Origin of the sequence: Bordetella sp. N, assembly GCF_001433395.1 — a bacterium.
GTDB lineage: Bacteria > Pseudomonadota > Gammaproteobacteria > Burkholderiales > Burkholderiaceae_B > Bordetella_C.
The window spans coordinates 1,992,525-2,017,572 of record NZ_CP013111.1; the positions used below are offsets into that span (position 1 = coordinate 1,992,525).

At 65.1% G+C, this 25,048-nt stretch carries 23 protein-coding genes; 15 read left to right on the plus strand and 8 right to left on the minus strand.

Going from position 1 to position 25,048, the window contains the following annotated elements:
* Positions 1-67 precede the first annotated feature (67 nt).
* Together ASB57_RS08565 and ASB57_RS08570 are read right to left on the minus strand one after the other, a co-directional pair.
* Positions 68-745, minus strand: a complete 678-nt coding sequence (locus ASB57_RS08565; protein WP_156414098.1) for a hypothetical protein — start codon at positions 743-745, stop codon at positions 68-70.
* Positions 746-1,067: 322 nt separating this feature from the next.
* Complete coding sequence (locus ASB57_RS08570) at positions 1,068-4,529, minus strand: autotransporter outer membrane beta-barrel domain-containing protein (protein ID WP_156414099.1); 3,462 nt, start codon at positions 4,527-4,529, stop codon at positions 1,068-1,070.
* A 388-nt stretch (positions 4,530-4,917) separates the two neighbouring features.
* On the opposite strand from ASB57_RS08570, the gene ASB57_RS31800 reads away from it, so the two are divergent.
* The 12 genes from ASB57_RS31800 (at position 4,918) to ASB57_RS08630 (ending at position 17,137) form a co-directional block, all read left to right on the plus strand.
* Positions 4,918-6,249, plus strand: a complete 1,332-nt coding sequence (locus ASB57_RS31800) for a PAS domain-containing methyl-accepting chemotaxis protein (RefSeq protein WP_057651848.1) — start codon at positions 4,918-4,920, stop codon at positions 6,247-6,249.
* A gap of 316 nt (positions 6,250-6,565) precedes the next feature.
* Positions 6,566-7,297 (plus strand): GntR family transcriptional regulator, encoded by a 732-nt coding sequence (locus tag ASB57_RS08580; protein ID WP_057651849.1) that lies wholly within the window; start codon positions 6,566-6,568, stop codon positions 7,295-7,297.
* Complete coding sequence (locus tag ASB57_RS08585; protein ID WP_057651850.1) at positions 7,294-8,055, plus strand: ABC transporter ATP-binding protein; 762 nt, start codon at positions 7,294-7,296, stop codon at positions 8,053-8,055. The genes ASB57_RS08580 and ASB57_RS08585 overlap by 4 nt, the downstream gene beginning before the upstream one ends.
* Positions 8,052-8,879 carry an ABC transporter permease gene (locus ASB57_RS08590; RefSeq protein WP_082621464.1) on the plus strand — a complete coding sequence of 276 codons (828 nt, stop codon included), beginning with the start codon at positions 8,052-8,054 and terminating at the stop codon, positions 8,877-8,879. The genes ASB57_RS08585 and ASB57_RS08590 overlap by 4 nt, the downstream gene beginning before the upstream one ends.
* 49 nt (positions 8,880-8,928) lie before the next feature.
* Positions 8,929-9,915 (plus strand): ABC transporter substrate-binding protein, encoded by a 987-nt coding sequence (locus ASB57_RS08595; protein WP_057651851.1) that lies wholly within the window; start codon positions 8,929-8,931, stop codon positions 9,913-9,915.
* Positions 9,916-10,082: 167 nt separating this feature from the next.
* Positions 10,083-11,087, plus strand: a complete 1,005-nt coding sequence (locus ASB57_RS08600; RefSeq protein ID WP_197425099.1) for a zinc-binding dehydrogenase — start codon at positions 10,083-10,085, stop codon at positions 11,085-11,087.
* A gap of 94 nt (positions 11,088-11,181) precedes the next feature.
* Positions 11,182-11,622: a PaaI family thioesterase gene (locus tag ASB57_RS08605; RefSeq protein ID WP_057651853.1), complete on the plus strand. Its 441-nt coding sequence runs from the start codon at positions 11,182-11,184 to the stop codon at positions 11,620-11,622.
* A gap of 10 nt (positions 11,623-11,632) precedes the next feature.
* The gene (locus tag ASB57_RS08610; RefSeq protein ID WP_057651854.1) at positions 11,633-13,144 is read left to right on the plus strand and encodes a class I adenylate-forming enzyme family protein; all 1,512 of its coding nucleotides are present in this window, start codon (positions 11,633-11,635) and stop codon (positions 13,142-13,144) included.
* Between the two features lie 37 nt (positions 13,145-13,181).
* Complete coding sequence (locus tag ASB57_RS08615) at positions 13,182-14,255, plus strand: ABC transporter substrate-binding protein (RefSeq protein ID WP_057651855.1); 1,074 nt, start codon at positions 13,182-13,184, stop codon at positions 14,253-14,255.
* The gene (locus ASB57_RS08620) at positions 14,252-15,544 is read left to right on the plus strand and encodes an acyl-CoA thioester hydrolase/BAAT C-terminal domain-containing protein (protein WP_057651856.1); all 1,293 of its coding nucleotides are present in this window, start codon (positions 14,252-14,254) and stop codon (positions 15,542-15,544) included. The genes ASB57_RS08615 and ASB57_RS08620 overlap by 4 nt, the downstream gene beginning before the upstream one ends.
* The gene (locus ASB57_RS08625; RefSeq protein ID WP_082621465.1) at positions 15,541-16,374 is read left to right on the plus strand and encodes an ABC transporter ATP-binding protein; all 834 of its coding nucleotides are present in this window, start codon (positions 15,541-15,543) and stop codon (positions 16,372-16,374) included. The genes ASB57_RS08620 and ASB57_RS08625 overlap by 4 nt, the downstream gene beginning before the upstream one ends.
* A complete protein-coding gene (locus tag ASB57_RS08630; protein WP_057651857.1) occupies positions 16,361-17,137 on the plus strand; it encodes an ABC transporter permease in 777 nt (258 codons plus the stop codon). The genes ASB57_RS08625 and ASB57_RS08630 overlap by 14 nt, the downstream gene beginning before the upstream one ends.
* Before the next feature lie 41 nt (positions 17,138-17,178).
* Here ASB57_RS08630 and ASB57_RS08635 read toward each other — a convergent pair whose 3' ends face one another.
* The 3 genes from ASB57_RS08635 to ASB57_RS08645 form a co-directional block, all read right to left on the minus strand.
* Positions 17,179-17,463 carry a BrnA antitoxin family protein gene (locus ASB57_RS08635; RefSeq protein ID WP_057651858.1) on the minus strand — a complete coding sequence of 95 codons (285 nt, stop codon included), beginning with the start codon at positions 17,461-17,463 and terminating at the stop codon, positions 17,179-17,181.
* Positions 17,447-17,767 (minus strand): type II toxin-antitoxin system RelE/ParE family toxin, encoded by a 321-nt coding sequence (locus ASB57_RS08640; RefSeq protein ID WP_057651859.1) that lies wholly within the window; start codon positions 17,765-17,767, stop codon positions 17,447-17,449. Before ASB57_RS08640 ends, ASB57_RS08635 begins: the two co-directional genes overlap by 17 nt.
* Before the next feature lie 672 nt (positions 17,768-18,439).
* On the minus strand, positions 18,440-19,033 hold the full coding sequence (locus ASB57_RS08645; RefSeq protein ID WP_057651860.1) for a nitroreductase family protein: 594 nt from the start codon (positions 19,031-19,033) through the stop codon (positions 18,440-18,442).
* Positions 19,034-19,381: 348 nt separating this feature from the next.
* Here ASB57_RS08645 and ASB57_RS08650 point away from each other — a divergent pair, with 348 nt between their 5' ends.
* The 3 genes from ASB57_RS08650 to ASB57_RS08660 all read left to right on the plus strand — a co-directional run bounded on the left by ASB57_RS08650 (position 19,382) and on the right by ASB57_RS08660 (position 22,437).
* Complete coding sequence (locus ASB57_RS08650) at positions 19,382-20,173, plus strand: ATP-binding cassette domain-containing protein (protein WP_082621466.1); 792 nt, start codon at positions 19,382-19,384, stop codon at positions 20,171-20,173.
* 88 nt (positions 20,174-20,261) lie between these two features.
* A complete protein-coding gene (gene egtB / locus ASB57_RS08655) occupies positions 20,262-21,524 on the plus strand; it encodes an ergothioneine biosynthesis protein EgtB (RefSeq protein ID WP_057651861.1) in 1,263 nt (420 codons plus the stop codon).
* A gap of 124 nt (positions 21,525-21,648) precedes the next feature.
* Positions 21,649-22,437 carry an IclR family transcriptional regulator gene (locus tag ASB57_RS08660; protein WP_057651862.1) on the plus strand — a complete coding sequence of 263 codons (789 nt, stop codon included), beginning with the start codon at positions 21,649-21,651 and terminating at the stop codon, positions 22,435-22,437.
* Positions 22,438-22,440: 3 nt separating this feature from the next.
* On the opposite strand, the gene ASB57_RS08665 is transcribed toward ASB57_RS08660, so the two are convergent.
* From ASB57_RS08665 to ASB57_RS08675, 3 genes are all read right to left on the minus strand, one after another.
* Positions 22,441-23,166 carry a class II aldolase/adducin family protein gene (locus ASB57_RS08665; protein ID WP_057651863.1) on the minus strand — a complete coding sequence of 242 codons (726 nt, stop codon included), beginning with the start codon at positions 23,164-23,166 and terminating at the stop codon, positions 22,441-22,443.
* Positions 23,167-23,307: 141 nt separating this feature from the next.
* Positions 23,308-23,994, minus strand: a complete 687-nt coding sequence (locus tag ASB57_RS08670; RefSeq protein ID WP_057651864.1) for an FMN-binding negative transcriptional regulator — start codon at positions 23,992-23,994, stop codon at positions 23,308-23,310.
* Positions 23,995-24,005: 11 nt separating this feature from the next.
* Complete coding sequence (locus ASB57_RS08675; RefSeq protein WP_057651865.1) at positions 24,006-25,007, minus strand: alpha/beta hydrolase fold domain-containing protein; 1,002 nt, start codon at positions 25,005-25,007, stop codon at positions 24,006-24,008.
* Positions 25,008-25,048: the final 41 nt, after the last annotated feature.

Genomic DNA, 25,048 nt, shown 5'->3' on the forward strand with positions numbered 1-25,048 from the left:
CGGATAGTCTGTGGGGTCAGGGTGGACACGAGAACGACGGATATCGTCTTAGCTTATGGGCTTGAGCTTATGCCACCAAGGCCTTGACGGCCTTTCGGACAATCACCGGCGCATCCAGAAAGCTCGACGTGCTAACCGGCGAGCCAGCCTGAGGCGTTTTCACATCGCTGTGCGGCGACAACTCCTCCTGCGATTCGCGGCCACTGTCGGACAGGTCGCTGCGGTCCCACTCAAGGCCATTACCCAAGAGCCCCGTCAAGGTCGCCACCTTTTCCGTCAGGTGCTTGGTGACATCGCGTTCCATCTGAAGTTTGTTGTTGGCGAGGTTGAGTTGGTGTTCGCTAAGACGCGCACTGCGCTTTGCGGCGTCCAATTCCTTGGCCATTTCAGCGAGGTCGAAGCGCGCACCATAGAGTTCGATCTTATTAGCATCAAGCTCAATCTTCGCGACGGCAAGTTGCTCCTTGGCACCGGCCACCTCACTTCTCGCGCGCGCGATGCCGGTGAACGCCGCGAAGCGCGGGAATTTTTCATAGATCCATTCCCGCAAGCGGACCGCCCGCGATGCGCGTGGCTGCGCCGGGCGGCTACTCACGTCAACATACCCGACAATGGAGAACGATCCGTCATCAGATATGCGGACATCGTTTTGGGGGCGAGGCAGTGGCAAACGCTCGACCCCGCGATCGGGATACATCACGGGCAGAGCAGGCGTCGAGGAAGATTGGGTAATTGGCATAGTCATGGGTTCACCACTCATCAAGAACGTTGAGGAAAACCGGTCCCCAGCCACGCGCCACTTGGCAAAACAGCAATGGCCATACTCAGTCCCGGCATGCAGCATACGGCGCGGATTCCTGGGCCCGGTTCCTGGCCCCAAAAGCCCGCGCCCAACGCTCGCTGGAAAATTCTCCCGCCCCCGCGCCATCAGCCCCACAAGCGAAAAACGGCCGCGCCATCTCCCCCATAGGGAAATGACGCGGCCGTCATGTAGGCGCGCTGGCGCTGCCGTTCGTCAAACTCGCGCAAATCGTCGGATAATGCCGACGCCCCGCGCTACCGGACGATTAGAACTTCCAGGCCAGATTCAGCATCCCCGAGTTCTGCGTATTGCCACCGCCGAACGCACCACCATAAGCCAGACCCAGCGACACGCTGCGCGACAAGGCCACATCGGCGGCCACTTCCACCAACGCGCTGTCACGCGCCTGCGGCACACCCGCCACCGTGAACGAATCGCTGCCGTTGAACGACAGGCGGCTATGCGTGATCACGTCGCCGAAGGCATGGCGCCAGCCCACCGTTCCACGCAGCGTGCCTTCCAGCTTGCCCAGCGTGAAGGCCGTACGCGAACGCAGGCCCAGGGTGGTGGTGGTCAGCGTATTGCGGTCGCCTTCGCCATTCAACGCGGCCGATCCACCCGATTCCGAGAAGCCACGGGTACGCATGTCGCTCCACGCCACCCCCGCGAACGGCTCCAGGGTCAGCGCGCCGGTGACCGGCACCGCATAGCCCAGTTCGGTGAAGAGCTGGCTGGTGCTGGCGCTGTAGTTCGACTTCAGCGACTGGTTGAAGCCGCTGGTGTCGATGCCGCGGCGGCTGTCGATGTCATGCCAGGTGTAGCTGCCACCGGCCAGGAAGTTCAGCTTGCCGACGCCGGCGGCGAAGCTGCGCCCGCCATAGATCGTGGCGCTGTAGTTGTCGATGTCGGCCTTGGACGAGACCTCGCCCGCGCGGCTGCGCGTATCGCTATAGCCCAAGGCGCCACCCGCGCGCCACCCGCCGCCCACCGCCTGGTCGCCACCGACGAACAGGCCCGAGGTCGACTGCGTCACGCGTGCCGCGTCGCCGCCGCCGAAGGTCTGCCACGTGCCGAAGACCTGTGCCCACAGGGGCTTGGCCGACGAGCTGGGCAAGGCGCTGAGATTGCTGCCCACGTCGCTGGTGCCGGCCTGCGCGGTCGGCGCGCCGGCCAGCAGGTTGGCGCTCAGATTGGAACGGAAATGTTCCAGCGGCAGCGCGCGCGCCGTGTCCGCGCCGGTACGCAAGGTGGACACTGTCGACGCATGCGCTTCACCCGACAGGGCCTTGAACACCGACTGCGGCTGGCCGTCGGCCAGGTTTTCGATCTGGCGGTATAGGGCGTTGCCCGAACCGAGGCTCTCCAGCGCATTGGCCACCGAGCGTTGATTACGCGAACCCGCCGCGTCGGCGAAGGTCATGGCACGCGAACCGCCCGTGTTGCCGCCCGTGCTGCCGCCGGTGGACCCACCCGAGGACCCTCCAGTCGAACCGCCATCCGTGGGCGTGCTGCCGCCATCGCTGCCGGTGCCGGTGCCGGGATCGACCACGTCCTTGCGCACCAGCGTCAGCACCACATCGTTGCCGGTGTTGGTGACCGTGGGCTGCAGGAACGCCAGATTGCTGTTGACGCCGCTGAAGCTGCCGGTGATGCCGCCGCGGGCGCTGACGATGCTGTAGTTGGTGGCCGTCGAATAATTGCCGTTGGCCTCCACCGAAGCCACCGTGCCGTTCAGCGTTGCCGCGCCATCGACCACGACCTTGCTGGCGTGCTGGCCATCGGAGTCCGACTGGATGCGCAGGACCGAGCCGACATTCATGGCCAGGTCGCCGCCGACCGTCAACGTGCCCGGCTTGTCCTTGCCCGGCGCCAAGGTGCCGCCGCTGTAGACGGTGACGTTTCCAGCTATGGTGCCATCGCCCATCAGGGTTGCCGAAGGCGTCACGCGGACGCTGCCGCCCAGCGTGTTGTTGATCACGTTGAGCGTGCCGGCGTCGATGGAGGTCACGCCCGCGAAGCCGGAATTATCGCCGCTGAGCGTCAGCCGGCCGGCGCCTTCCTTGAGCAGCACGCCGGTCCCGACGATGGCGTTGCTGAACGTGCCATCGGTTTCCTGCGTGAACTGGGCGGTCCCGACGGCATCGATCTGCAGCGGACCGCGAATGGACGCCGCATTGCCGATCAGCGTGCCCGCGGCCACTTGCGTGCCGCCGGTATAGCTGTTGACGCCGTTCAGGGTCAAGGTGCCGATGCCTTCCTTGCGCAGGCCGCCGGACCCGGATACCGTGCCGTTGACCACCAGGCTTCCCAGCCCTTCGGTGACCTGCACCACCCCGCCTGCGTTATTCAGCGATACGTTGCGGCTGGTGGTGAAGCCGGCGCCCGTCACCCGCAGGGTGCCGTTGGACAGCGTCAGGTCACCGGAAGTCGCGCCCAGCGCCGCATCCGAGGAAATCGACAAAGTGCCCAGGCGCACGTCCCAAGGCGTCACCGCGGTCGTCGTGCCGATCAACGTCAAGGTGCCCGAGCTGACCTTCTGGAAGCCGGTGAAGCCTTGATATTTCGCGCTGCCGCCAACGTCGCCGAACAGGGACGCGGCGAGCGTCTGATCCACGGTCGACGATATTCTCAACGTGCTCTGGCCCGCGGCGACAACGTTGCCCGCGATGTTCGCGGTCGGCTCGATGGTCACGGTGTTAACACCGCCAGTCAACAAGACGGCATCCGCGCGCGTCGTCAGATCGCCAGCGTAGCCGCCGGCCACGTATCCCGCGATCGTGATGTTCAGGTCGTGCCCCGTGATCCCGGCGCCGCCCAGGCCCATATGCGTGCCGGCCAGGCCGGCAGCGCCGCCGGCGCCGCCGTAACCACCGGCCACGGAGGCGCCGTCCGCCACCGTGATGGTGCCGTTGCTCATGCTGATGGCGGCGCCGCCGGCACCGCCACTGTCGGCCGCCGGCGCGCCGACATACGTGTCACCCGCGCCGCCTCGCCCACCGTCGCCGCCCTTCACGAATGCACCGTCGCTGATAACGACCGTCATGTTCGTGCCCAATACGGACATCGCCATGCCGCCGTCACCACCGCTGGCCGCGAAGCCGGTACCAGGCATCGCGGCGCCCGAAATGCCGTAACCCGCGGCACCGCCATTGCCCCCTACCAAGCCGCCGCCGCTAGACAGCAGAATCATGGAATCGGCTCCCGTCATGACCGCGGCGGCAGCACCGCCACCGCCACCACCGCCGCTGCCAAAGAACTCGCCGGGATCGATGTCGGGGTCGCCATTACCGCCCTTGCCGCCATTGCCGCCATAGACGGCGGCCGAGGAGATATATCCGTTCGCGGAAACGACGTCCGTGGCGCCACCGCCACCGCCGCCCGCGCCGCCCGTCGGAACGTTGACCGACGTCGCACCGCCGAGGCCGCCCGTTGCGCCACCGTTGGCCAAGGGCTTGCCACCCAGAGGCTCCGTATTCTGCGCGGAATCGGAAATGCCGTCGGCGCCTGCCTGGCCATTCACACCCGACAACGACTCACCACCATCACCGCCCGCACCGCCGGCGATTCTGCCTGTCTGGGCATTCGCGCCCGCGGCCCCATCGAGGCTGATGACATCGGCGGAGGCGGCCGACGCCGCCGTCATCATCAGCGCGAGCGCGATGGCGCGGGTCAAGGTGTTCAGAGGAAAACGGGATTGCGTGACGGGAGAAACAGCGTCTACAGACATCTGACAAATACATCCTGGCTAAGTCGCCCTGCCGCCGGCCAGGCTGGCGCCAGGCGGGAAGAAAAACGACGATCTACGGCCGCGTTACACGCGGGTTACATCTTCGTTAACGGGCCGGGCTAAGATTTGTTAAGTATGTAAATTGTCGCCGTTACAACAATGTCCGTTTATTTCTCTTCAAATAGATATTTATCGAAATTAGCTTGGAAATGAACCTGGGCAGTTGGACATGAATCGCGAGAATCGCGAGACATTTTGCAGAGATGTAAGGATGCCCTTCCGTGCTATTAAGTCTGTCCCCGACCGAACGTAAACGAACGGCACACGTCGAATACCGCAACGTTCGCGCAATGGGGCGCGCAACGCAGCCTGACCTGACCCAGGAATCATGCTCAAGTCACTGAAATTGCTGAACTGCTTTCGTCGACCCGGCGCACCCGCGGCTGCCCAACTCGATGCCCTGTCGCAGTCGCAGGCCGTCATCGAGTTCCTGCCCGACGGCACCATCGTCCATGCCAACGAGTACTTCCTGAATGCCATGGGCTACGACCTGCAGGACCTGGTCGGCCGCCACCACAGCATTCTCGTCACGCCCCTGGAGCGCGCCAGCGCCGACTACCAGGCGTTCTGGCGCCGGCTGGGCAAAGGCAATTTCGACTCGGGACAATACAAGCGCATCGGCAAGGACGGCCGCGAGGTCTGGATCCAGGCCACCTACAACCCCATCATCGATCGGCGCGGCCGGGTGGCGCGCGTGGTCAAGTACGGCGCCGACATCACCGGCGAGAAGATGCGCCAGGCGGACATGGAGGGGCAGATCGCGGCGATCAGCAAATCGCAGGCGGTGATCGAGTTCTCGCTGGATGGCATCATCCTCTACGCCAACGAGAGCTTCCTGCAGGCCATGGGCTACGAATACGACGAAATCGTCGGCCGTCACCATTCGATGTTCGTCGAGGCCGGCGAACGCGAGTCGGCGGATTACAAGGAATTCTGGCGCAAGCTGCGGGCGGGCAATTTCGACGCCAACGTCTACCGGCGCGTGGGCAAGAATGCCAGGGAAGTCTGGATCCAGGCCACCTACAACCCCATCCTGGACATGAATGGCCGGCCCTTCAAGGTGGTCAAGTACGCCACCGACATCACGCGCCAGGTCCAGAGCACGCAAACGCTGGCGCGCGTCGTGCAGGAGATGGCGCAGGTGGTGCAGGTCAACGCCACCCAGGCCAACGAGGCCCATGGCTTGACCCGCGAAGCGGCGGACAGCGCTGACCTCGGCGGCGCCAACGTGGCCGCGCTGATGAAGCGCATGACCGAATTGACGGAGGCGTCCTCGCGCATCTCCGAGATCACCACGCTGCTGGACAGCATTGCCTTTCAGACCAATCTGCTGGCCCTGAATGCCGCCATCGAGGCGGCCCGGGCGGGCCAGGCCGGGCGGGGGTTTTCAGTGGTGGCGGGTGAGGTGCGCGCGCTGGCGCACCGCAGCGCCGAGTCAGCCAAGGCCATCGCCACCCTGATCTCCGATTCGGTGGAACAGATCAGCAGCGGCGAAGCGCAGGCACGGTCGGTGGGCGAGACCATGCAGCAACTGACCACGTCGGTACAGGCCGTTCGCACCCTGATGACCCAGATCGCCGATTCGGCGCAGGCGCAGACCGAAGGCGTCGCCACCGTCCACGCCGCCATCAAAGAGCTGGAACACAAGCGATCGAAGTAAGGAACGGCCTGCCCTCTTATGCAGGGCAGGCGTTGGCGCCCCTGGATGACCGGTGGCACGCGCTTGAAGCGTGCCCCGGGAATGTCCCTAGTGCAGCGCAACATCGGGCCTCGGCCCGGCAGACAGGTGTTTGAATCCAAACGCTTTTGCACTGCCGCAGCGCTGAGCAGCCCAGCCCTCTATATCCCGATTTTGTATAAGCTTAGGGAAATTTCGTAGTTCACGGCATGTCGACGTCTACCTAGAATCGGTCTGTGCTCGCCTCTCACGATATCTGTGAGCAGCTCAGTACCCGGTTCAAAGTTGATCACTGACGATGACTGAACTCCTCGAATTACTCCCTGCCGCCACGGCCACCAGCTTTGGCGACGATGCTTACCAGCGTATCCGGCGCGATGTCATATCGTGCCGCCTGGCGCCGGGCGCGTTCGTCACCGAGCCGGAGCTGATGGCAGCCTACGACATCCGTAAGACCAGCTGCCGCATCGCGCTGGTCCGGCTGGCGCAGGAAGGGTTCGTGCGTTCCCGGCCGCGCAAGGGCTATCAGATCTCGCCCATCACGCTGCGCGACGTGGAGGAAGTCTTCACCTTGCGCGTGCAGCTGGAGCCGCTCGCGGCCCGCCTGGCCGTCGGCCGTGTCGACCTGGGCCTGCTGCGGGAACTGGAAGCCGCCTGCCGGGTACAACACCCTGTCCTGCAGCTGAACGACCAGATCGACGTCTTCATGGACGCCAACAAGGCTTTCCACCTGGCCATCGCGGCCGCCAGCGGCAACGAGCGCCTGCACAAGTCGCTGACCACCCTGCTCGACGAAATGTCGCGCCTGGTCGCGCTGGGCTTTGGCGTGCAAAAGACCAAGCCGGAAATCAAGCACGATCACAACGCCATGATCGAAGCGTTCGCCGAAGGCGATTGCAAGCGCGTCGAGCTGATCGCGCGGCGCCATATCGAAACCTTCCAGGCCATGACCCTGGAAAAGCTCTACGCCAGCCTGGCCCAGACCGGCGCCGCCATTCCCGTCCACCCTGCCGCGGGAGTCCGCCGATGAACACCACGCAAACCCAGCCCGACGATGCCGTGCGCGTGCGCCATCTGAACAAGCACTTCGGCGACCTCGAAGTGTTGCGCGACATCTCCTTCGCGGTCGGCCGCGGCGAAATCGTCGCCCTGCTGGGCGCGTCCGGTTGCGGCAAGAGCACCCTGCTGAACATCGTGTCCGGCCTGGAGAGCGCTGACGACGGCGACCTGGAAATTTGCGGCCAGCCCGCCGCCCGCTTCCGCGACTGGCAGAAGCTGGGCTATCTGTTTCAGGAAGACCGCCTGCTGCCCTGGCGCAATATCCGTGACAACGTCACCTTGGGCCTGGAAGCGCAGAACGTGCCCAAGGCGCAGCGCCTGCGCCGCGCCGATGAAGTGCTGGAGATGGTCGGCCTGGCCGCCTTCGCCCAGTCCTGGCCGCATCAGCTGTCCGGCGGCATGCGCAGCCGCGCGGCGCTGGCGCGCAGCCTGGTGATCGAACCCGAGATCCTGTTGATGGACGAGCCTTTCTCCAAGCTCGATCCGCAGACACGCACCCAGATGCATGACGAACTGCTGCGCATCCAGGCCATGAAAAACACCACCATTCTCTTCGTCACGCATGACGTCGAGGAAGCCGTGGTGCTGGCCGACCGCATCGTGCTGCTGGAACCGCGCCCGGGCCGCGTCCGCGAGATCGCGGACGTGCCGCTGCCGCGGCCGCGCCTGGCCACCGACCGCGACGTCGCCGAACAAACCCGCCAGCTGCGTCTGAAGGTGGTGCAATGAAACAGAACACACCCGCTACCCCCCTGCGACGCGCGGCCGCCGCGCCCCGCCGCGCCGACGCCAGGAAGGGCTTGCGGCCGGCGGTACTAATCGCGCAACGCCTGGTGCTGACCGCCGCCTTCGTGCTCGTCTGGTGGCTGGCCGCGCGCCACACGCCGCCCTTCATCCTGCCCGGCCCGGAACGCGTGCTGCGCGCGCTGGGCAACCTGTCGCAGACGGATTCCTTCCTGCACGACATCGGCATGACCATGTATCGCGTGGTCTGCGGCTTCGTCCTGGCGGCCCTGATCGGCACGCCCCTGGGGCTGGCATTGGGATCGAGCCGGGCCCTGGCGCAGGTGTTCGAGCCGCTGCTGGCCGTCATGAACACTATTTCCTCGGCGATCTGGGCGGTGTTCGCCATCATCTGGTTCGGCATCTCCAATGCCACCACCGTCTTCGTCGTCTTCATGACCGCGATGCCGCTGATCCTGACCAATGTCTGGCAAGGCGCGCAGAACGTCGACAAGCTGCATGTCGACCTGGCCCGCAGCTTCCGCATGACGCGCACGCAGATCCTGCGCAAGATCTACCTGCCCAGCATCCTGCCCTACTTCTTTTCCGGCGCGCGGCTTGCTTTCGGTTTCGGCTGGCGCGTGTCCCTGGTGGCCGAGACGCTGGGCTCCTCGGACGGCATCGGCTACCGGCTGCGCCAGGCCGCCGACCTGGTCCAGACCGATCAGGTGTTCGCCTGGACCTTGCTGCTGGTGGTGCTGATGCTGCTGCTGGAAAGCGGCCTGCTGAAGCCATTGGAACGCCGCCTGTTCCGTTGGAAACCTGTTTGAGCCCGGCGGCCCCGCCGCTTCCCTTACGACCTTCCCCAGGAGTACCGATATGAAATGGACCAAATATCTACCCGCCACTCTGCTGGCCGTCGCCCTGGGCGCCGCGGGGCCGGCCCAGGCCGCCGACAAGGTGCGCATCGGCTACTGGAGCAGCGGCGTCAGCCTGGGCTACGGTTCGGTGCTGGAAGCCACGGAATTCCTCAAGCAGCAGAACCTGGACGTTGAATTCGTCAAGTTCCCGGACGTCAACGCGCCCTTGCGCGCGCTCGCTTCCAACTCCATCGACCTGGCGTTCGGCGCCCCCGCCGCCGGCGTGTTCAGCAGCGCCGCTGAAGGCGTGCCCATCAAGATCTTCGCCGCCACGCAGCCCGCCGACGTGCAATTCGTGGTGCCGGAAGGCTCGCCCATCAAGTCGCTGGACCAGCTGCGCGGCAAGAAGGTCGGCATGTCGCCCGCGGGCAGCTCGGTGGCGGTGATCGCCGGCGCGGTGCTGGCCGGCAACCACGGCATCAAGGCCAACGATTTCTCCCTGGTCGGCGGCAATGAATCGCGCCTGGCGCAATTCCTGGCGCAGAAACAGGTCGACGCCGCCGCGCTGCGCTCGGTGACCGTGGCCCAGCTGACCGATCTGAAAGTGACCCGACTGGGCTCCTTCGCCGACGAATGGAAGAAGCTGACCAAGTCGGATTCGGTGCCCTACATCGGCATCGGCGCGGTGCGCAGCGACTTCGTCGCGCAGCATCCCGACACCGTGGCCCATGTGATCGCGGGCCTGCGCAATACGCTGGCCTGGGGCCAAAGCCATCGCGACGACGTGGTGAAGATCCTGCAGAAGTCCGCCAACCTGCCCGAAGCCGACGCCAAGGTCTACGCCGGCCAGTGGCAGGACATGAACCGCATGTCCTTCGAACCAGCCGATATCGATACACTGAAGCGTCAGCACCAGGTATTCGCCGAAAGCGGCCTGGTCAAGGGCCAGCTGCCCGCCGACATTTTCGTGACGGGTCCTTATGAAAAGGCCAAGACCTTGAAGTGAACCCCTGCAGCGCGGGCGCGCCGCGAGCCGGGCACGCTGAACAGCCCCATCGCCCCAACGCACCCGCCCCGCAAGGCCCGTCCCCCGACGGGCCACACCCTTTTTGAAATGGCATCACCGCCCACCACCAAGCTATAGGAAGCGAGGAACAAACAATGAGCAATACCATGAAAGCCCTGGTCCTTAACGAACACGGCGGCCTCGACAAGCTGCAGGTCGTCACCGACAAGGCCAAGCCCCAGGCCACCGAAGGCCACGTGGTCATCCGCGTGGGCGCATCGTCCTTCAACTACCACGACGTCTTCACCGTGCAAGGCATGCCCGGCATCAAGGTGCCGCTGCCCGTGGTCATCGGCCTGGACATGGCCGGTGAGATCACCGAAGTCGGCGCCGGCGTCGAAGGCTGGAAGGTAGGCGACCGCGTGCTGGTCAACCCCCTCAACAAGGGCAAGGGCCTGATGGGCGAAATGCTCGACGGCGGCATGGCCGAATACTGCCTGGTGTCGGCCCCCCAGCTGATCGCCCTGCCCGCCAAGGTCAGCTATGACGACGCCGCCGCCCTGCCGGTGGCCTACGGCACCGCGCACCGCATGCTGATCACCCACAAGACGGTCAAGGCCGGCGATCGCGTGGTGGTGTTGGGCGCCAGCGGCGGCGTGGGCACCGCCTGCGTCATCCTGGCAAAGCTGCTCGGCGCCGAAGTCATCGCCTGCGCCGGTAGCGACGAGAAGCTGGCCCGTTTGAAGGAACTGGGCGCCGACCACGTCATCAACTACCGCACCACCGACTTCTCCAAGTGGGCCATCGCCGAATACGGCAAGCCCCAGCGCCGCAACTACGAAGGCGGCGTCGACGTAGTGATCAACTTCACCGGTGGCGATACGTGGCTGCCCTCGATCAAGTGCCTCAAGCGCGGCGGCACCCTGCTGGTCTGCGGCGCCACCGCCGGCCACGATCCCAAGGAAGACCTGCGCTACGTCTGGAGCTTCGAGCTGAACATCAAGGGCTCGAACAGCTTCTACGACGACGACCTGAAGGCCCTGCTGCAAATGGTCGCCGACGGCAGCGTCAAGCCGGTGATCGACCGTGCCGTGCCGCTGGAAGGCGCCGCCGACGGCCTGGCGCTGATCCGTGACCGCGAAGTGCTGGGCAAGGTCATCGTCAATCCCTAAAGGCATCCGCGCTGCCGGCCCTGGCCGGTGCTGCGTATCGAATCCCCAGGCGCCGGCCGGTCCGGCGCCGACAACGACATTGCAGGAACGCAAAATGAGCGAAACCACCCTCCCGACCAAAGAAGACATCCAGGCCAAGCTGCTGCGCGGCCCCTATCACCAATGGCTGGGCATCGAAGTCGTGTCCGTCAGCGAAGGCGAGATCGAACTGTCGGCCCGCTGGCGCGAAGAATGGGTCGTGAACCCCGACAAGCGCTACACCCACGGCGGCATCCTGGCAGCCCTGGTCGACCTGACCGCCGACTGGGCCCTGGTGTCCAAGACCGGCCGCGGCGTGCCCACCGTCGACCTGCGCGTGGACTACCATCGCGCCGCCATGCCCGGCGACCTGCGCGCCAAAGGCAAGGTCATCAAGTTCGGTTCGCAATTGTCCGTGGCCGAAGCGCAAGTGTTCGACAACGACGGCAAGCTGGTCGCCAGCGGCCGCGGTGTCTACTCGACCGCCGCTCCCGCGCCGGCTCCTGCCAAGGCCTGAGGTTAACGTCATGTATACGCCGCAGAACCTGGGCCGTGTCATCGATCCGTCCGCCGACCCGGCGCGCGTCGCGCTGCTGGGCGTGGACCTGGCGCTGAACGAATCGCCCTGCACCTATGGCGAACTGGAAGCGATGGCCGATGGCGTGGCCCGGGCGCTGCTGCAAGGCGGCGGCCAGGCCGGCGACCGCGTCGCCATCCTGGCCGCCAACTCGGTGCGCTATGTCGCCACGCTGTTGGGCATCATGCGCGCCGGCTTGATTGCCGTGCCGGTGAACTTCAAGTTCCCGCCGGCCACCATCGCCTACATCCTTGAAGACAGCGGTTCCCGCGCGGTGTTTTATGACCATGCGCGCCGCAATGCGCTGCCGGAGGGGCTGCAAGCCATCCCCCTGGACGGCGATCCCTTTGTCGAATATTTGCGTCCCGGCCCTACGCCGGACGTCACCGTGCAACCTGAAGACGTGGCGCTGATGCTGTACACGTCGGGTTCCACCGGCAAGCCCAAGGGCGTGCGCCTTTCGCACGCCAGCCATCTGTGGACGGTGCAGATGCGCCGCCAGGCCACGCCGCTGGACGCGGAACGCGCCCTGATCGCGGCGCCGCTGTACCACATGAATGCCCTGGCTCTGATCCAGCTGTCGCTGGCGTCGCACGCCACCACGGTGCTGCTGCCGCAATTCACCGCGGCGGCATACATCCAGTGCATCGGCCGCTATCGCTGCACCTGGCTCACCGCGGTGCCGCCCATGATCGCCATGATGCTGCGTGAGCACGAACTGCTGTCGCGCACCGACCTGTCGTCGGTGAAGGTGATCCGCATGGGTTCCGCGCCCGTCAGCGCCAGCCTGCTCACCCAGATCCATGCGATGCTGCCCAATGCCAAGGTGATCAATGCCTATGGCACCACGGAAGGCGGGCCGGTAGTGTTCGGCCCGCATCCGGACAAGCTGCCGACGCCGCCGATGTCCGTGGGCTACCCGCATCCGGCCGCGTCGCTGCGCCTGGCGCGCGGCCCCGCCGACGGCCCGGATCAGGGCATCCTGGAAATGAAGAGCCCCGGACTGATGCTGGGCTATCACCAGCGGCCCGATATCGCCACGCCCTTCACGCCGGACGGCTACTACTCGACCGGCGACGTGTTCCGCCACGACGAGCAGGGCTTCTATTACTTCGTCGGCCGGCGCGATGACATGTTCGTCAGCGGCGGCGAAAACATCTATCCCGGCGAAGTCGAAAAGATGCTGGAACACCATCCCGCCGTGCAGCAGGCCTGCGTGGTGCCGGTGGAAGACGACATCAAGGGCCAGAAGCCGGTCGCCTACATCGTGCTGCGTCCCGGCAAGCATGCCGATGCCGACGAGATCAAACGCTATGCGCTGGAAAACGCGCCGGCCTACCAACATCCGCGCCAGGTGTGGTTCGTCGACGCCTTGCCGCTGGCTTCCACCAACAAGATCGACCGCGCTTTCCTGCTGCGCGACGCGGCCAATCGCGTGGCCGCCGCCGGCAGCCAACCCTGACATCCACCACAACAATCACACGAATCGGGATCCAACCATGCGTACCCGCCTTACCTCTGTCTTCGCCGCGCTTGCACTGACCGCCGTCGCCGCCCCTGCCCTGGCCCTGGACGACGTCACCGTCGCGCTGGCCATCCCGCCGGCCGTCCATGACGGCGCGCCCTATGCCGCGGCCGAGGAACTGGGCTTCTTCAAGGAAGAGAACCTGTCGGTCAAGACCATCGTGTTCCAGGGCGCCGGCGCGCTGCTGCCGCAAGTGGCCGCCAAGCGCGTGACCTTCGGCTATCCGACGTCGGAGCCGGTGATCTCCAGCTTCCTGACGGGCAAGGACATCCTGCCGCTGCGTTATTTCTATAACGGCGTGCCCGCCAACACCATGGAATTCGCGGTGCTGGCCGATTCCCCGATCAAGACCATCGAGGACCTCAAGGGCAAGAAGATAGGCGTGGGCGCGCTGACGTGGGGCACCATTCCCGGCGGCCGCGCGGCCCTGCGCACCGCGGGCCTGGAGCCTGGCGTCAACGTGAATTACGTGGCGGTGGGCGCCCTGGCGGCGGGATTCCAGGCGCTCAAGACCCATCAGGTCGACGCGCTGAACTTCAACAGCAGCTGGGATGACCAGCTGGAGCTGTCCGGCACGCCCATCCGCCGCATCGCATATCCGGCCGTGTTCAACGAGACCGCGGGCAATGGCTTCATCGCCCACACCGACACCTTCCGCGATCACCCCGACCTGATGGTGCGCTTCGCGCGCGCCTACACCAAGGGGCAAATCGCCTGCGAAGCCAATCCCAAGTTCTGCGTGCAGGCCTTCTGGCGCGCCAACCCGCAGTCGAAGCCGGCCGGCGACGAGGCGAAGGCGCTGGCCGACTCGATCACGCTGTTGAGCAATCGCCTGCAACGCGTGCTGCATACGCCGTCGGGCCAGGCCCGCGTGCCTGGCCAGTATGATCTGAAGGCCATCAAGTCCGGTATCGAAGCGATGGCCAAGGCCAAGGAATATCCGTCGGCCGATGTGCCCGTCGACAAGATCTTCTCCAACGAGTACATCGCCCAGATCAACAAGTTCGACGCCGACGCCGTGCGCGCGAAAGCGAAGGAAGCAAAATGAGCCAACCCACCATCCAGATCACCCCGCGCGATGCGTCGCTCGACCTGCCCCGCCGCATCGTCCTGGACGGCTATGCCGCCGGCCCGGTCCAGGTGACCGCGGAACTGCGCCACCCCGACGGCAGCGTCTGGCGCAGCGAAGCCACTTTCACGGCCGGTGCTGACGGCCATATCGATCTCGATCAGCAAACCCCTTCCGCCGGCGACTGGCAGGAAGCCGACGCCATGGCCGTGGTGTGGTCCATGCGTTTGGTGCAGCCAGTCACCGACGCCAGCCGTAGCGACGAGGTCGATGCGCAGACCATCACCGTGCAGGCGCGTGGCGCGGACGGCGCCACGGCCCAGGCCGACTTCATCCAGCGCTATGTGCTGGATGGCGTGCAACGCCGTGACGTCAACGTCGATGGCATCGTCGGCAGCGTCTTCACGCCCGCCGGCGCGGGCCCGCATCCGGTCATCGTGGTGATGAACGGTTCCGGCGGCGGCATTCCGCTGCAACGCGCCGCGCAATGGGCGGCGCATGGCTACACGGCGTTCGCGCTGGGCTATTTCAAGGCGCCCGGCCTGCCTGCCCATATTTCGGGCACGGCGCTGGAGTACTTCGAGCGCGCGCTGCGCTGGGTCCGTGCCGAGCTGGCGCCCCGCAAGGGTTTTGTCGCCATCACGGGCCAGTCGCGCGGCGGCGAGCTGTCGCTGCTGCTGGGCGCGCGCTTCCCCGAACTGATCGACGCCGTCATCGCCTACGTGCCCAGCATCGTCGTGCATGGCACCCTGCGCGCCGGCCGTCCGGGTGAAGCGCCCGATTCGCCGGTATGGACCTGGCAGGGAAAGCCCCTGGCCAATGTCTGGCAGAACAATCCCGATGTCGACTGGTCCGCGTTCAAGCAGGTGCCGGCCGACGGCCAGCCCGTGCGCCAGGCGCCGGCCTTCGTCAGCGCGCTGCGCAACGCCGATGCCGTGGCGGCTTCCCGCATCCCCGTCGAGCAGATCAAGGGCCCCGTGCTGCTGATCTCCGGCACCGATGACGGCTTCTGGCCCTCGTCGCTGTACAGCGACCAGATCGTCGATGCCTTGCGCGCCAGCGGCCATCGCTGGCCTTATCGCCACTTCCAGGGCGACGGCGCAGGCCATGCCATCGGCCTGCCCAACGAACCGACCACGCAGATCGCCAAGCCCCACCCCGTGGCGGGTGTGGTGCTGACCGGTGGCGGCACGCCGCTGGCCAATGCGCGCGCCAACACGGCATCGTGGCAGGCAGCGCTGGCCTTCCTGGACGAGGCGAGTGCATGAGCGCTGGTATTTCGCAGGAACGCGCTGACGGCGCCGGCGTGACGACGGGCGCGCAAGTCGCTGACGGCCACGGATCTTTGGCGCTTCGGGACGTCACCCTTACCTATCCCACCCGGCGCGGCGCCATCCATGCGCTGGGGCCCGTGGACCTCGATATCGATTCCGGCGAATTCGTGGCCGTGCTGGGGCCCTCGGGCTGCGGCAAGTCGACCCTGCTGAAGCTGGCGTCCGGCCTGCTGGCGCCGACGACAGGCACCTTGACCTTGGGCGGCCAGCCCGTGCTCAAGCCCAGCCGCCGTACCGGCGTGGTGTTCCAGAAGCCGCTGCTGCTGCCCTGGAAAACCGTGCTGGACAATGTGCTGTTGCCCGCCACCACGCTGGGCCTGCCCATGGCGGCCGCGCGTGAACGGGCGGCGGCATTGCTCAAGCTGGTCGGCCTGGAAGGCTTTGCCAACAACTATCCCGGCGAGCTGTCCGGGGGCATGCAGCAGCGCGTGGGCATTGCCCGCATGCTGTTGCCCGATCCCGACGTGCTGCTGATGGACGAGCCCTTCGCCGCGCTCGACGCCCTGACGCGGGAAGCACTGACCCTGGAACTGCAACGCATCTGGAGCCAGCAGCGCAAGTCGGTGCTGTTCATCACGCACAGCATTCCGGAAGCCGTGTTCCTGGCCGATCGCATCCTGGTGATGTCGCCCCGCCCGGGCCGCTTCATCGAAGACTATCGACCCGGCTTGCCGCGTCCCCGCACGCTCGAAACCATGGGCGACCCGGCGTTCAACGCCGCCTGCCATCACCTGCGCCGCCATTTCAGCCATGAAGCGTCTTGATTTCACCGACATCCTCTATCCCCTGATCAGCCTTGCCGTGCTGATCGGGATCTGGCACTTCGCCATCATCCTGCTGAAGATTCCGGACTATCTGCTGCCCACGCCGGCGAGCGTCTGGCATGCGCTAGTCGACGGTTTTTCCACGGGCACGCTGTGGCCGCATATCGGCACGACCCTGGGCGAAACCTTTGCCGGCTACGCCATCGGCTGCATCCTGGCGGTGATCCTGGGCGCCCTGCTGGCCGAGTCGCGCACCTTCGAACGCTTCTGCTATCCGGTTCTGATCGGCCTGCAGGCGACGCCCAAAGTGGCCTTGGGCCCCATCATCCTGGTGTGGTTCGGGTTCGGCATGGCGTCCAAGGTGGTGCTGGTGGCGCTGGTGTGTTTCTTCCCCTTGTTCGTCAACACGGTCAACGGCATCAACCGCACCGACCGTGACCTGCTGGACGCGTGCCGCGCGTTCTCGGCGTCACGCAGCTATCTGCTGCTGCACGTCAAGCTGCCGGCTGCCGCGGGCGATATCTTTTCGGGTTTGCAGATCGGCGTGTCGCTGGCCTTGATCGGCGCGGTGGTGGGCGAGTTCCTGTCGGCACAGCAGGGCCTGGGCTACCTGATCGCGTCGGCTTCGGTCAGCATGAGCCTGTCCACCATGTTCGCGGGTGTCATCCTGCTGGCGGTGATCGGCCTGACCGGTTCGCTGCTGATGCGCGCCCTGCATCGGCGCGTGGTCTTCTGGGAGAAGACGCATTCGGGCGATGCGTAACGGGGCTTTGTCCTCCGCAAGCGCAGATTGCGCTTGCTGTCCTAGCCAGGCTGGTGCTGCCTAAGCCAGTCCTTCAATATGTCATTGATGCGCGTCTGCCATCCGCGGCCCGTGGCTTTGAATCCCTCAAGCACCTCCGGGTCGAATCGGATGGTCGTGGCAACCTTGTGCACTTCAGCCTTGCTCCCGACCGGACGGCCGGCACGGCGCGCCACGATGTCGGCGGGCTTGGACACTCGCGCGTATTGACCATTAAGCGCTTGATCCAAGCCGCGCAACACCGACGCTTCGAACGCCGCAATCTCCGGATCAACTTTTTTGGGCATCGAATTTCTCCTTCATCTTTGCAAGCAGCGCTGTTGAAATGTTGTCGTATTTCGCCTTGGCGTACGCGACGACGAGAACGATCTCGCCGCTAGTCAATCGTAGAAAGTAGATGACTCTGGCGCCGCCCTGCTTGCCCATTCCACCACGCGCCCAACGCACCTTGCGACATCCCCCAGAACCCGGGATCACATCCCCGGCTTCTGGATGACTCGCAATCCACTCTACAAACTCATCCCGCTCAACGTCGCTCCAAATCTTAGAAGCGGTCGCCACAAACTCCGCGGTTTCGATCACGGTCAGCATATTAATTGTATTTACAAATAATTGATGTGTAAAGGGCCGTTCCAGACGGGCCGCATTCCGTCAGCCGCCAAACCGAGTTGAAGGTCCGTGCCGCGCCAGAGCGCGTTTAGTAACGACTTGGGCCTGGCGCGTTCCCTCACCCACCGCTTGGAGTAAGCGTTGACCACCGTGTTTCGCGAAGGGGCAATGCGACCGCCCTAGCAGCGCAGGCGAAATGCGGGCCAGGCCGGCGCGTTAGAATCCAACGGGCCGTTCATAAGGGAATAGGGGTAATGAGGCAGCAAAAAGCTGAAGAATTTTCAGTCGGCATGTTTTCCCTGCCGGATGGACGAGCATTCGTTGGGCACCTGACAATGGGCCGACGGAAACCTTCACTGCTTCTGAACTCTCAAGAGCAACTTCCTGAGTACTCAGAGACTATCGATCTACATGGGGATCTAGGCGATCACCGGAAGGTGAGTTGCCTGCGCAGCACAGGCGCGGCTTGATTCGTGGTCGAATAAGCCGGTTTCGGTCACGCTGAAGAATTGGAGTTCAGCCGATCCTTGCAATCCGATGCGTTCAAGATAGCGAGACGCAACGGATCATCTGCGTGACGGGGCCGTTGTGCCGCTGGTACCGCATAGAAAAAGGCCGTGCATGCAGCACGGCCTTTTTTCATGGCGGCGGCGCTTAGAAGTCGAAGCGGCCTTCGGCCACGATGCTGGCGAGGGGCTGGCGCGGGCTGTAGCCTTCGCGGGCCCGCAAGCCTTCCGGCAAGGTGCTCTTGTCGCCAGGCTTGCCGATGGCCACGGCGGCCTCGACCTTGTAGCCGGCCGGGATGCCCAGGTCGATCCGGGCCTTCTCGTGGTCGATGCCGGCCATGCCATGCGCCTGCCAGCCTTCCAGGCTGGCCTGCAGGGCCAGGAAACCCCACGCCGCGCCGGTGTCGAAGCTGTGCGTGGCGTTCGGCACGGGCTGGTCCTTGCCCGGCGGCGTGCCGGTTTCAGCCGACACGACCACGATCAGCGCGGATGCACTGCTCGCCCAGCTCTGGTTGAACGGATTCAACACCGCCAGCAGACGCTCCCAGTGCGGCGTGCCCTTGCGCGCATAGATGAAACGCCAAGGCTGCAGGTTGTACGCCGACGGCGCCCAGCGCGCCGCTTCCAATATCGTCAGCAAGGCGGTTTCGGAAATTTCCTCGCCGGTGTAGGCGCGCGGCGACCAGCGTTCCAAAAAGAGTTCGGCGACGGGATGTTCTGCAGTGCGGGTGTGCTTACCCATGTGAGTCCTCAACGGCTTGGGAAATTCGAAGGCGTCATGTTAATGCGCGGATAACAAAATCCCTACCCATCGCATATGGCAAGTACTTATAAGCTGATCCTCCCCATACGCGGATTCTTCCCATATGCGGATCCTTCCCATGAGCGGATCCTTCCCATAAGCCGATGCTCCCGCTGATACCGATCTCACATCTACTTTCAAATCTGACGCACAGGTCCGACAGTACATTTCAGTACTCCTCGAAATCCCTACGTGTCGCCTTCGCTGTCTTGCCATAAGCTGCAAAGTCTTACTCCAAACGGTGGGCTTCCGCACCACCTGTAGTGATGTTTCCCAAAAGGAGCCGCCATGACGCTTCCCGCACTGGAGATCACCGGTCTGCAGGCGAGCGAGAACCACAGTCCCGTCTTGCATGGGGTGGACTTGCGCGTGGGCACCGGGGAAGCCGTAGCCTTGCTGGGCCACAACGGCGCCGAGCTCAGCGCCACGCTACGCGCGGTGCTGGGACACAATCCGGCCCGGCAGGGTTCGGTCCTTATCCACGGCGTCGAATCCATCGCGCTGGACGCGCATGCCGTCAGCCACCTGGGTGTGGCCGCCTGCCCCGCGCGCCCCGACATCGTGGCGGGCATGACCTGCGAAGAGAACCTGCTCCTGCCCCTACCCCTGGAGGGCGTGCTGGGCGGCGGCCTGTCATTGACCGATATCTACGAACTGTTCCCCGAGCTGCGCCGTAGCCGCACCGCGCCCGGGGTACATCTGAATGAAGCCGAGCAGCAGATGTTGGCTATCGCGCGCGTGTTGCGCAGCGGCGCCAATCTGCTGCTGTTCGACCAGATCTGCGACGGACTGCCGGGACCGGCGGCCCGCAATATGGGACTGACCATCACCGCCCTGAAGGCGCTGGGCTACAGCATTCTGTTCACGGAACGCAATCCCGACTTCCCCACGGACGTGGCGGACCGGAGTTATCTGCTCATGCATGGCTATGCGGAGGAGCTGGACGCGACGGCCGTCATGGCCAGCGTCGTCCCGCTGAACGGTAGCGATGCATCCGAGACCGCGGGCATCCCTTTGCTGACCCCGGCCTATGCCGAGCCCGAAGCCCTGACGGACGACTTCACACGGCCACTGCCCTGACCCCCCGGCCTGCACGGTAGCAGGCGCGCCACTTGCGTGCGGGCCTGCCATCTTTCCTTGTACAGACCAACAGGAGTGTCCGCTCCCAATGCTCTCGCCCCGCCCCAAGCACTCAATCCAGCGCGAGGAACTGCGCGCCGCCTACGAATCGGTACGCGCGCACAGCCTGGCCCTCGCCGAACCGCTATCGCCCGAAGATCAATGCGTGCAGTCCATGCCCGACGCCAGTCCCACGAAATGGCATCTGGCACACACCACCTGGTTTTTCGAAACCTTGGTGCTGCGCGAACACGATCCTGAATATGGGGTGTTCGACCCGCATTTTGCCTATCTCTTCAATTCCTACTATGAAGCGCTGGGCCCCCGCCATGCCCGTCCCGAACGGGGCATGCTGAGCCGGCCGACCCACGACCAGGTGCTGGCCTATCGCCAGTATGTGGACCAGGCCATGGTGGCGCTGATCGATGACGCCGCGCCGGACGTGTTGGCGGCACTGTCGCACATGCTGGAACTGGGACTGCACCACGAGCAGCAGCATCAGGAATTGCTGCTGACGGACATCCTGCACGCCTTCTCCCGCAACCCCCTGCTGCCGGCTTACCGACCGCCCAACGTGACCATCGAGGCCGGCAACGCGGCCAACGACGCCATGCCGCCCATGGAATGGCTGCGCCACCCTGGCGGCATGGTCGAAGTCGGCCATGCCAATCAGTCGACCGCCTTCGCCTTCGACAACGAACGCCCGCGCCATGCGGTGCACGTGCATCCCTACATCATTGCCAATCGTCTGGTGACCTGTGGCGAGTACGCGCGCTTCATCGAAGATGGAGGCTATGACCGGCCCGAATTCTGGCTGTCCGACGGGTGGGCCACGGTGCGCGCCCAGGAGTGGCGAGCCCCGGCCTACTGGCTGCTGGATGCCGACCCGCGGCTGCGCGCCCGCGGCCTGGAGGGCACCCATGTCTTCGGCCTGGGTGGCTTGCTGCCCATGGATCCGCAAGAGCCGGTCGCCCAATTGAGCCTGTACGAAGCAGCGGCCTATGCCGCCTGGGCCGATGCCCGCCTGCCGACCGAATTCGAATGGGAGGTGGCTTCCTCCCTGCCCGGCTTTACCCAGGCCGACGGCCATGTGTGGCAATGGACCCGCTCGTCCTACGATCCCTATCCCGGCTTCCGCCCCTTGAGCGGCGCCGCCGCCGAGTACAACGGCAAATTCATGGTCGGCCAGCTGGTGCTGCGGGGCGGCAGCATCGCCACCCCGCCGGGCCATACGCGCACCACCTATCGCAACTTCTTTCCCCCGGCGGCGCGTTGGCAATTCTCCGGCCTGCGCCTGGCCAGGGACGCGTAGCGACGCCCCGCCTGAGTGTTCGTCCTACACCACCCAGGTATTAATATGAAGTACCATAAGCCCACTTATCAATTACCTGCCTACTAGGCGGCGCCGGTGAACTGGCGCCGGAGACGCACGCGCCATGTCCCGCCCCGACCCCCTCTTCGTTCAATCGCTGGCCAAGGGCCTGGAACTGCTCGAAGCCTTCGAGCACCATCCCACCGTGATGAGCATGAACGAGCTGATGGAGATGACCGGCTTCGACCGCAGCACCACGCAGCGCATGGCGCATACCTTGGTCAGCCTGGGATACATGGAACGCGGCGCCGGCGGCAAGGGCTTCACGCCGGGGAAGAAGATCCTGCAACGCACCTTCGACTACATGCGTAGCGTGCCGCTGCTGGAACGCGCCACGCCCCTGGTCGTGCAATTGCAGCAGGAGACCGGCGAGCGGGTTGAGCTAAGCCTGTTCAACGACCTCTACATCATCTTCGCGCTGCGGCGCCAGACCAAGCGCCAGACGTTCAGCAGCACCCTGGTCGGCCGCCAGCTGCCCACCGTGCAGACGGCCGGGGGCCGGTCCATCATGGCGCACCTGACACCAGAGCAGGCGGAAGACATCCTCGTCCGCTCGGAGTCGTTGTCGCGCCGCTCCATTCCGTCGACACCCAAGACCACCCGCGATGCTGCGCGCATCCGCGAGTACGTGGAGCAGGCGCGCCAGGACGGCTACGCCGTGGCGGCGGAAGAAAGCCAGATCGGCGAATTGAACATCGCCGCCGCCATCCTCGACCACCGCCAGCAACCCATCGCCACCATTCAACTGGCGGGTCTGACCTCGGACTGGACGATAGAAAACTTCGCCAAGCAATACGCGCCCCTGATCATGACCACGGCGCGCGCATTGAGTGGCAAGGTCGGGATGGCCTAAGGCCTAGTCGATCAGGCGCAAGGCCGACGTCCACACCCGGTTGCAATAGTCCAGCGCCGTCGGTCTTTCATATTGCCCGCGGGTGCGCTCGCGCACGGCCTGCGGCGGAATGATGATCTTGCCGCCGGCGGATTGCGCCTTGATCTGCGCCTGGCAGGCCCGTTCAAGGTAGTAGATGTTGACGAAGGCTTCCGCCACCGTCGACCCCGCGGCAAGCAGGCCGTGGTTACGCAGGATCATGGCCTTGTGCGTGCCCAGGTCCTTGACCAGGCTGTCCCGTTCTTCCAGGTCCAGCGCGATGCCCTGGTAGTCGTGGTAACCCAGGCGCTCATAGAACTTCAGGGCATGCTGGGTGATGGGCAGCAGGCCTTCTTCCTGGCAGGCCACGGCCATGCCGTCGGCGGTATGGGTATGCACCACGCAAGCCAGGTCATGGCGCGCCATATGGATGGCGGAGTGGATGGTGAAACCGGCGGCGTTGACCTTGTTGCTTTCTTCGTCGCCCGGATCGACCGGATTGCCTTCGACGTCGATCTTGACCAGATCGTCCGGCTGCATTTCATGGAACAGCACGCCATAACGGTTGATCAGGAAGTGATCTTCACGGCCGGGCACGCGCGCGCTGATATGGGTATCGATGATGTCGGTCATGCGGAAGTGCGCGACCAGCCGGTACAAGGCGGCCAGTTCAAAACGCACTTGCGCTTCGGCATTCAAGGGGGCATCCATCAGAAGGGACTCCACACGGAAAGACGAGAGTATCGATCAAGGGAATGATGTCGCGGAATCGGGGTTTACGACAGCGTTTCAGCGACATCGGGAAGCACGGCCCGGGCCGTGGCGGCACCGCGTACCGCCATGGTAAGCCTTTCAGGCGCGCGGTGGCATGCCGGCCATGTCCGGCTGCCGGCGAATCAGGTCCGCCACGGCCAAGGCGTTGGCGTCGCCCTGGCGCTCCAGCGCCTGGACCACGCCCACACGATCGGCCACGGACTTGTCCTGGTTCAGTTTCATCTTGCCCTCCACTTGGGTCATGGGAATCTCCAGGGCGGCGATGGCCTTCAAGCGCGGCAGGGTCAGCGTATCGGGCATTGCGTCGAAGCGCCATGCACCGCCCAGCGGCCTGTCGTAAGTGGCCACGGTAGCGTGCAGCACCGCGCGGATCTCCTCCGGATCTTCGATCAGGCGGGGCTGACCGCGCAAGTGGACGGCCGTGTAGTTCCACGTGGGAAAGGTCTGCTGATTCTGGTACCAGCTGGGCGAGATGAAGGCATGCGGGCCCTGGAACAGGACCAGCACCGCCGCCCCCGCCTGCAGGTCGCGCCACTGGGGATTGGCGCGCGCCAGATGCGTCACCAGCACGGGCCCGTGCGCGCCCTCGCGCAACAGGAAAGGCAGATGCGTGGCGTTGGCCATGGCCGCGCCGGCATCTTGCGCGGTCTTGCCTTCGGCGCCCCCTGCCCCGCCCACCGTCACCAAGGTGGCGAAGCTGTGCGCCCGCATGAAGGCATGCAAGGCCGCGTCATCGTGTTCGGCATAGGCCGGCGGCGTGTACATGGAGCGCCTCCTCAGGCTTCGCGTTGAGCTTGGGCCTGGGCATGCAGCCAGCGCGCCGTGTCGTCGAAGGCCACGCCGGCGATGTCGGCGATGGAGACGGCCTCCAGGAAGCTGTGCACGGTGCCGGGGTAGACCTTGGATTGCACCTCGACACCCGCTTCGCGCATCTTGCGTTCCAGCTCGACGCTGTCGTCATGCAGGGGATCGCACTCGGTCACCACCAGAAAGGCGGGCGGCAGGCCGCGCAGGTCCGCCCGCAGGATGTCGGCGCGCGGATTGATGAAGTCTTCGCCGCGCGCCATATGCATGCCGCGGAACCAGATCATCATGTGCAGGGACAGGCCGTATTCCCCCGAGCCGTAGCGCACCACCGAATTGCGGAACAGGTTGCTGCCGAAACCGCCGTAGTTCAGGACCACGCCCTTGACCAGCTGCAAGCCGGCATCGCGCAGGGTCAGGCACGCGCCCATGGTCATGTTGGCGCCCGCCGAATCGCCGCCCAGGAAAAGCTGGGCGGGATCGACGTCCAGCATGGCGGCGTTGTCGTGGACCCAGCGGAACACGTCTATGCATTCCTCCAGGGGCTGGGGGAATTTGGCATCGGGGGCGCGGGTGTAGTCCATGCCGATCACCACCACGCCGGCGCGTTCCGCGTATTCGCGCATGATGCGATCGTGGGTGTCGATGCTGAACAGCACAAAGCCGCCGCCGTGGATGTAGACCAGGGCGCCGGTCAGCTTGCGCTCCCTGGGATAGTGGACCCGCACACGCAGGTGGGTGCCGTAGCGGGTGCCGACGCGATGTTCGACGGTGCGCGCCATGGCGGGACCGCCCTGGGCCCAGGGCAGGCGCACTTTCTCGGCGTTGGCGCGGCCTTCTTCAATGGCGATGGTGTCGCGACGCGGATACTGCGACGCGTCCTTGGCCATCAGGCGCATGAATTCGGCGATCTGCGGGTCGACGGGGGCCGGCTTGCCGGTGGGGATGGTGAAGGCGGGATCTTCGATGTACATGGAGGTTCTCGGCGTTTTCGGAGTTATGGGGATATCGGGGT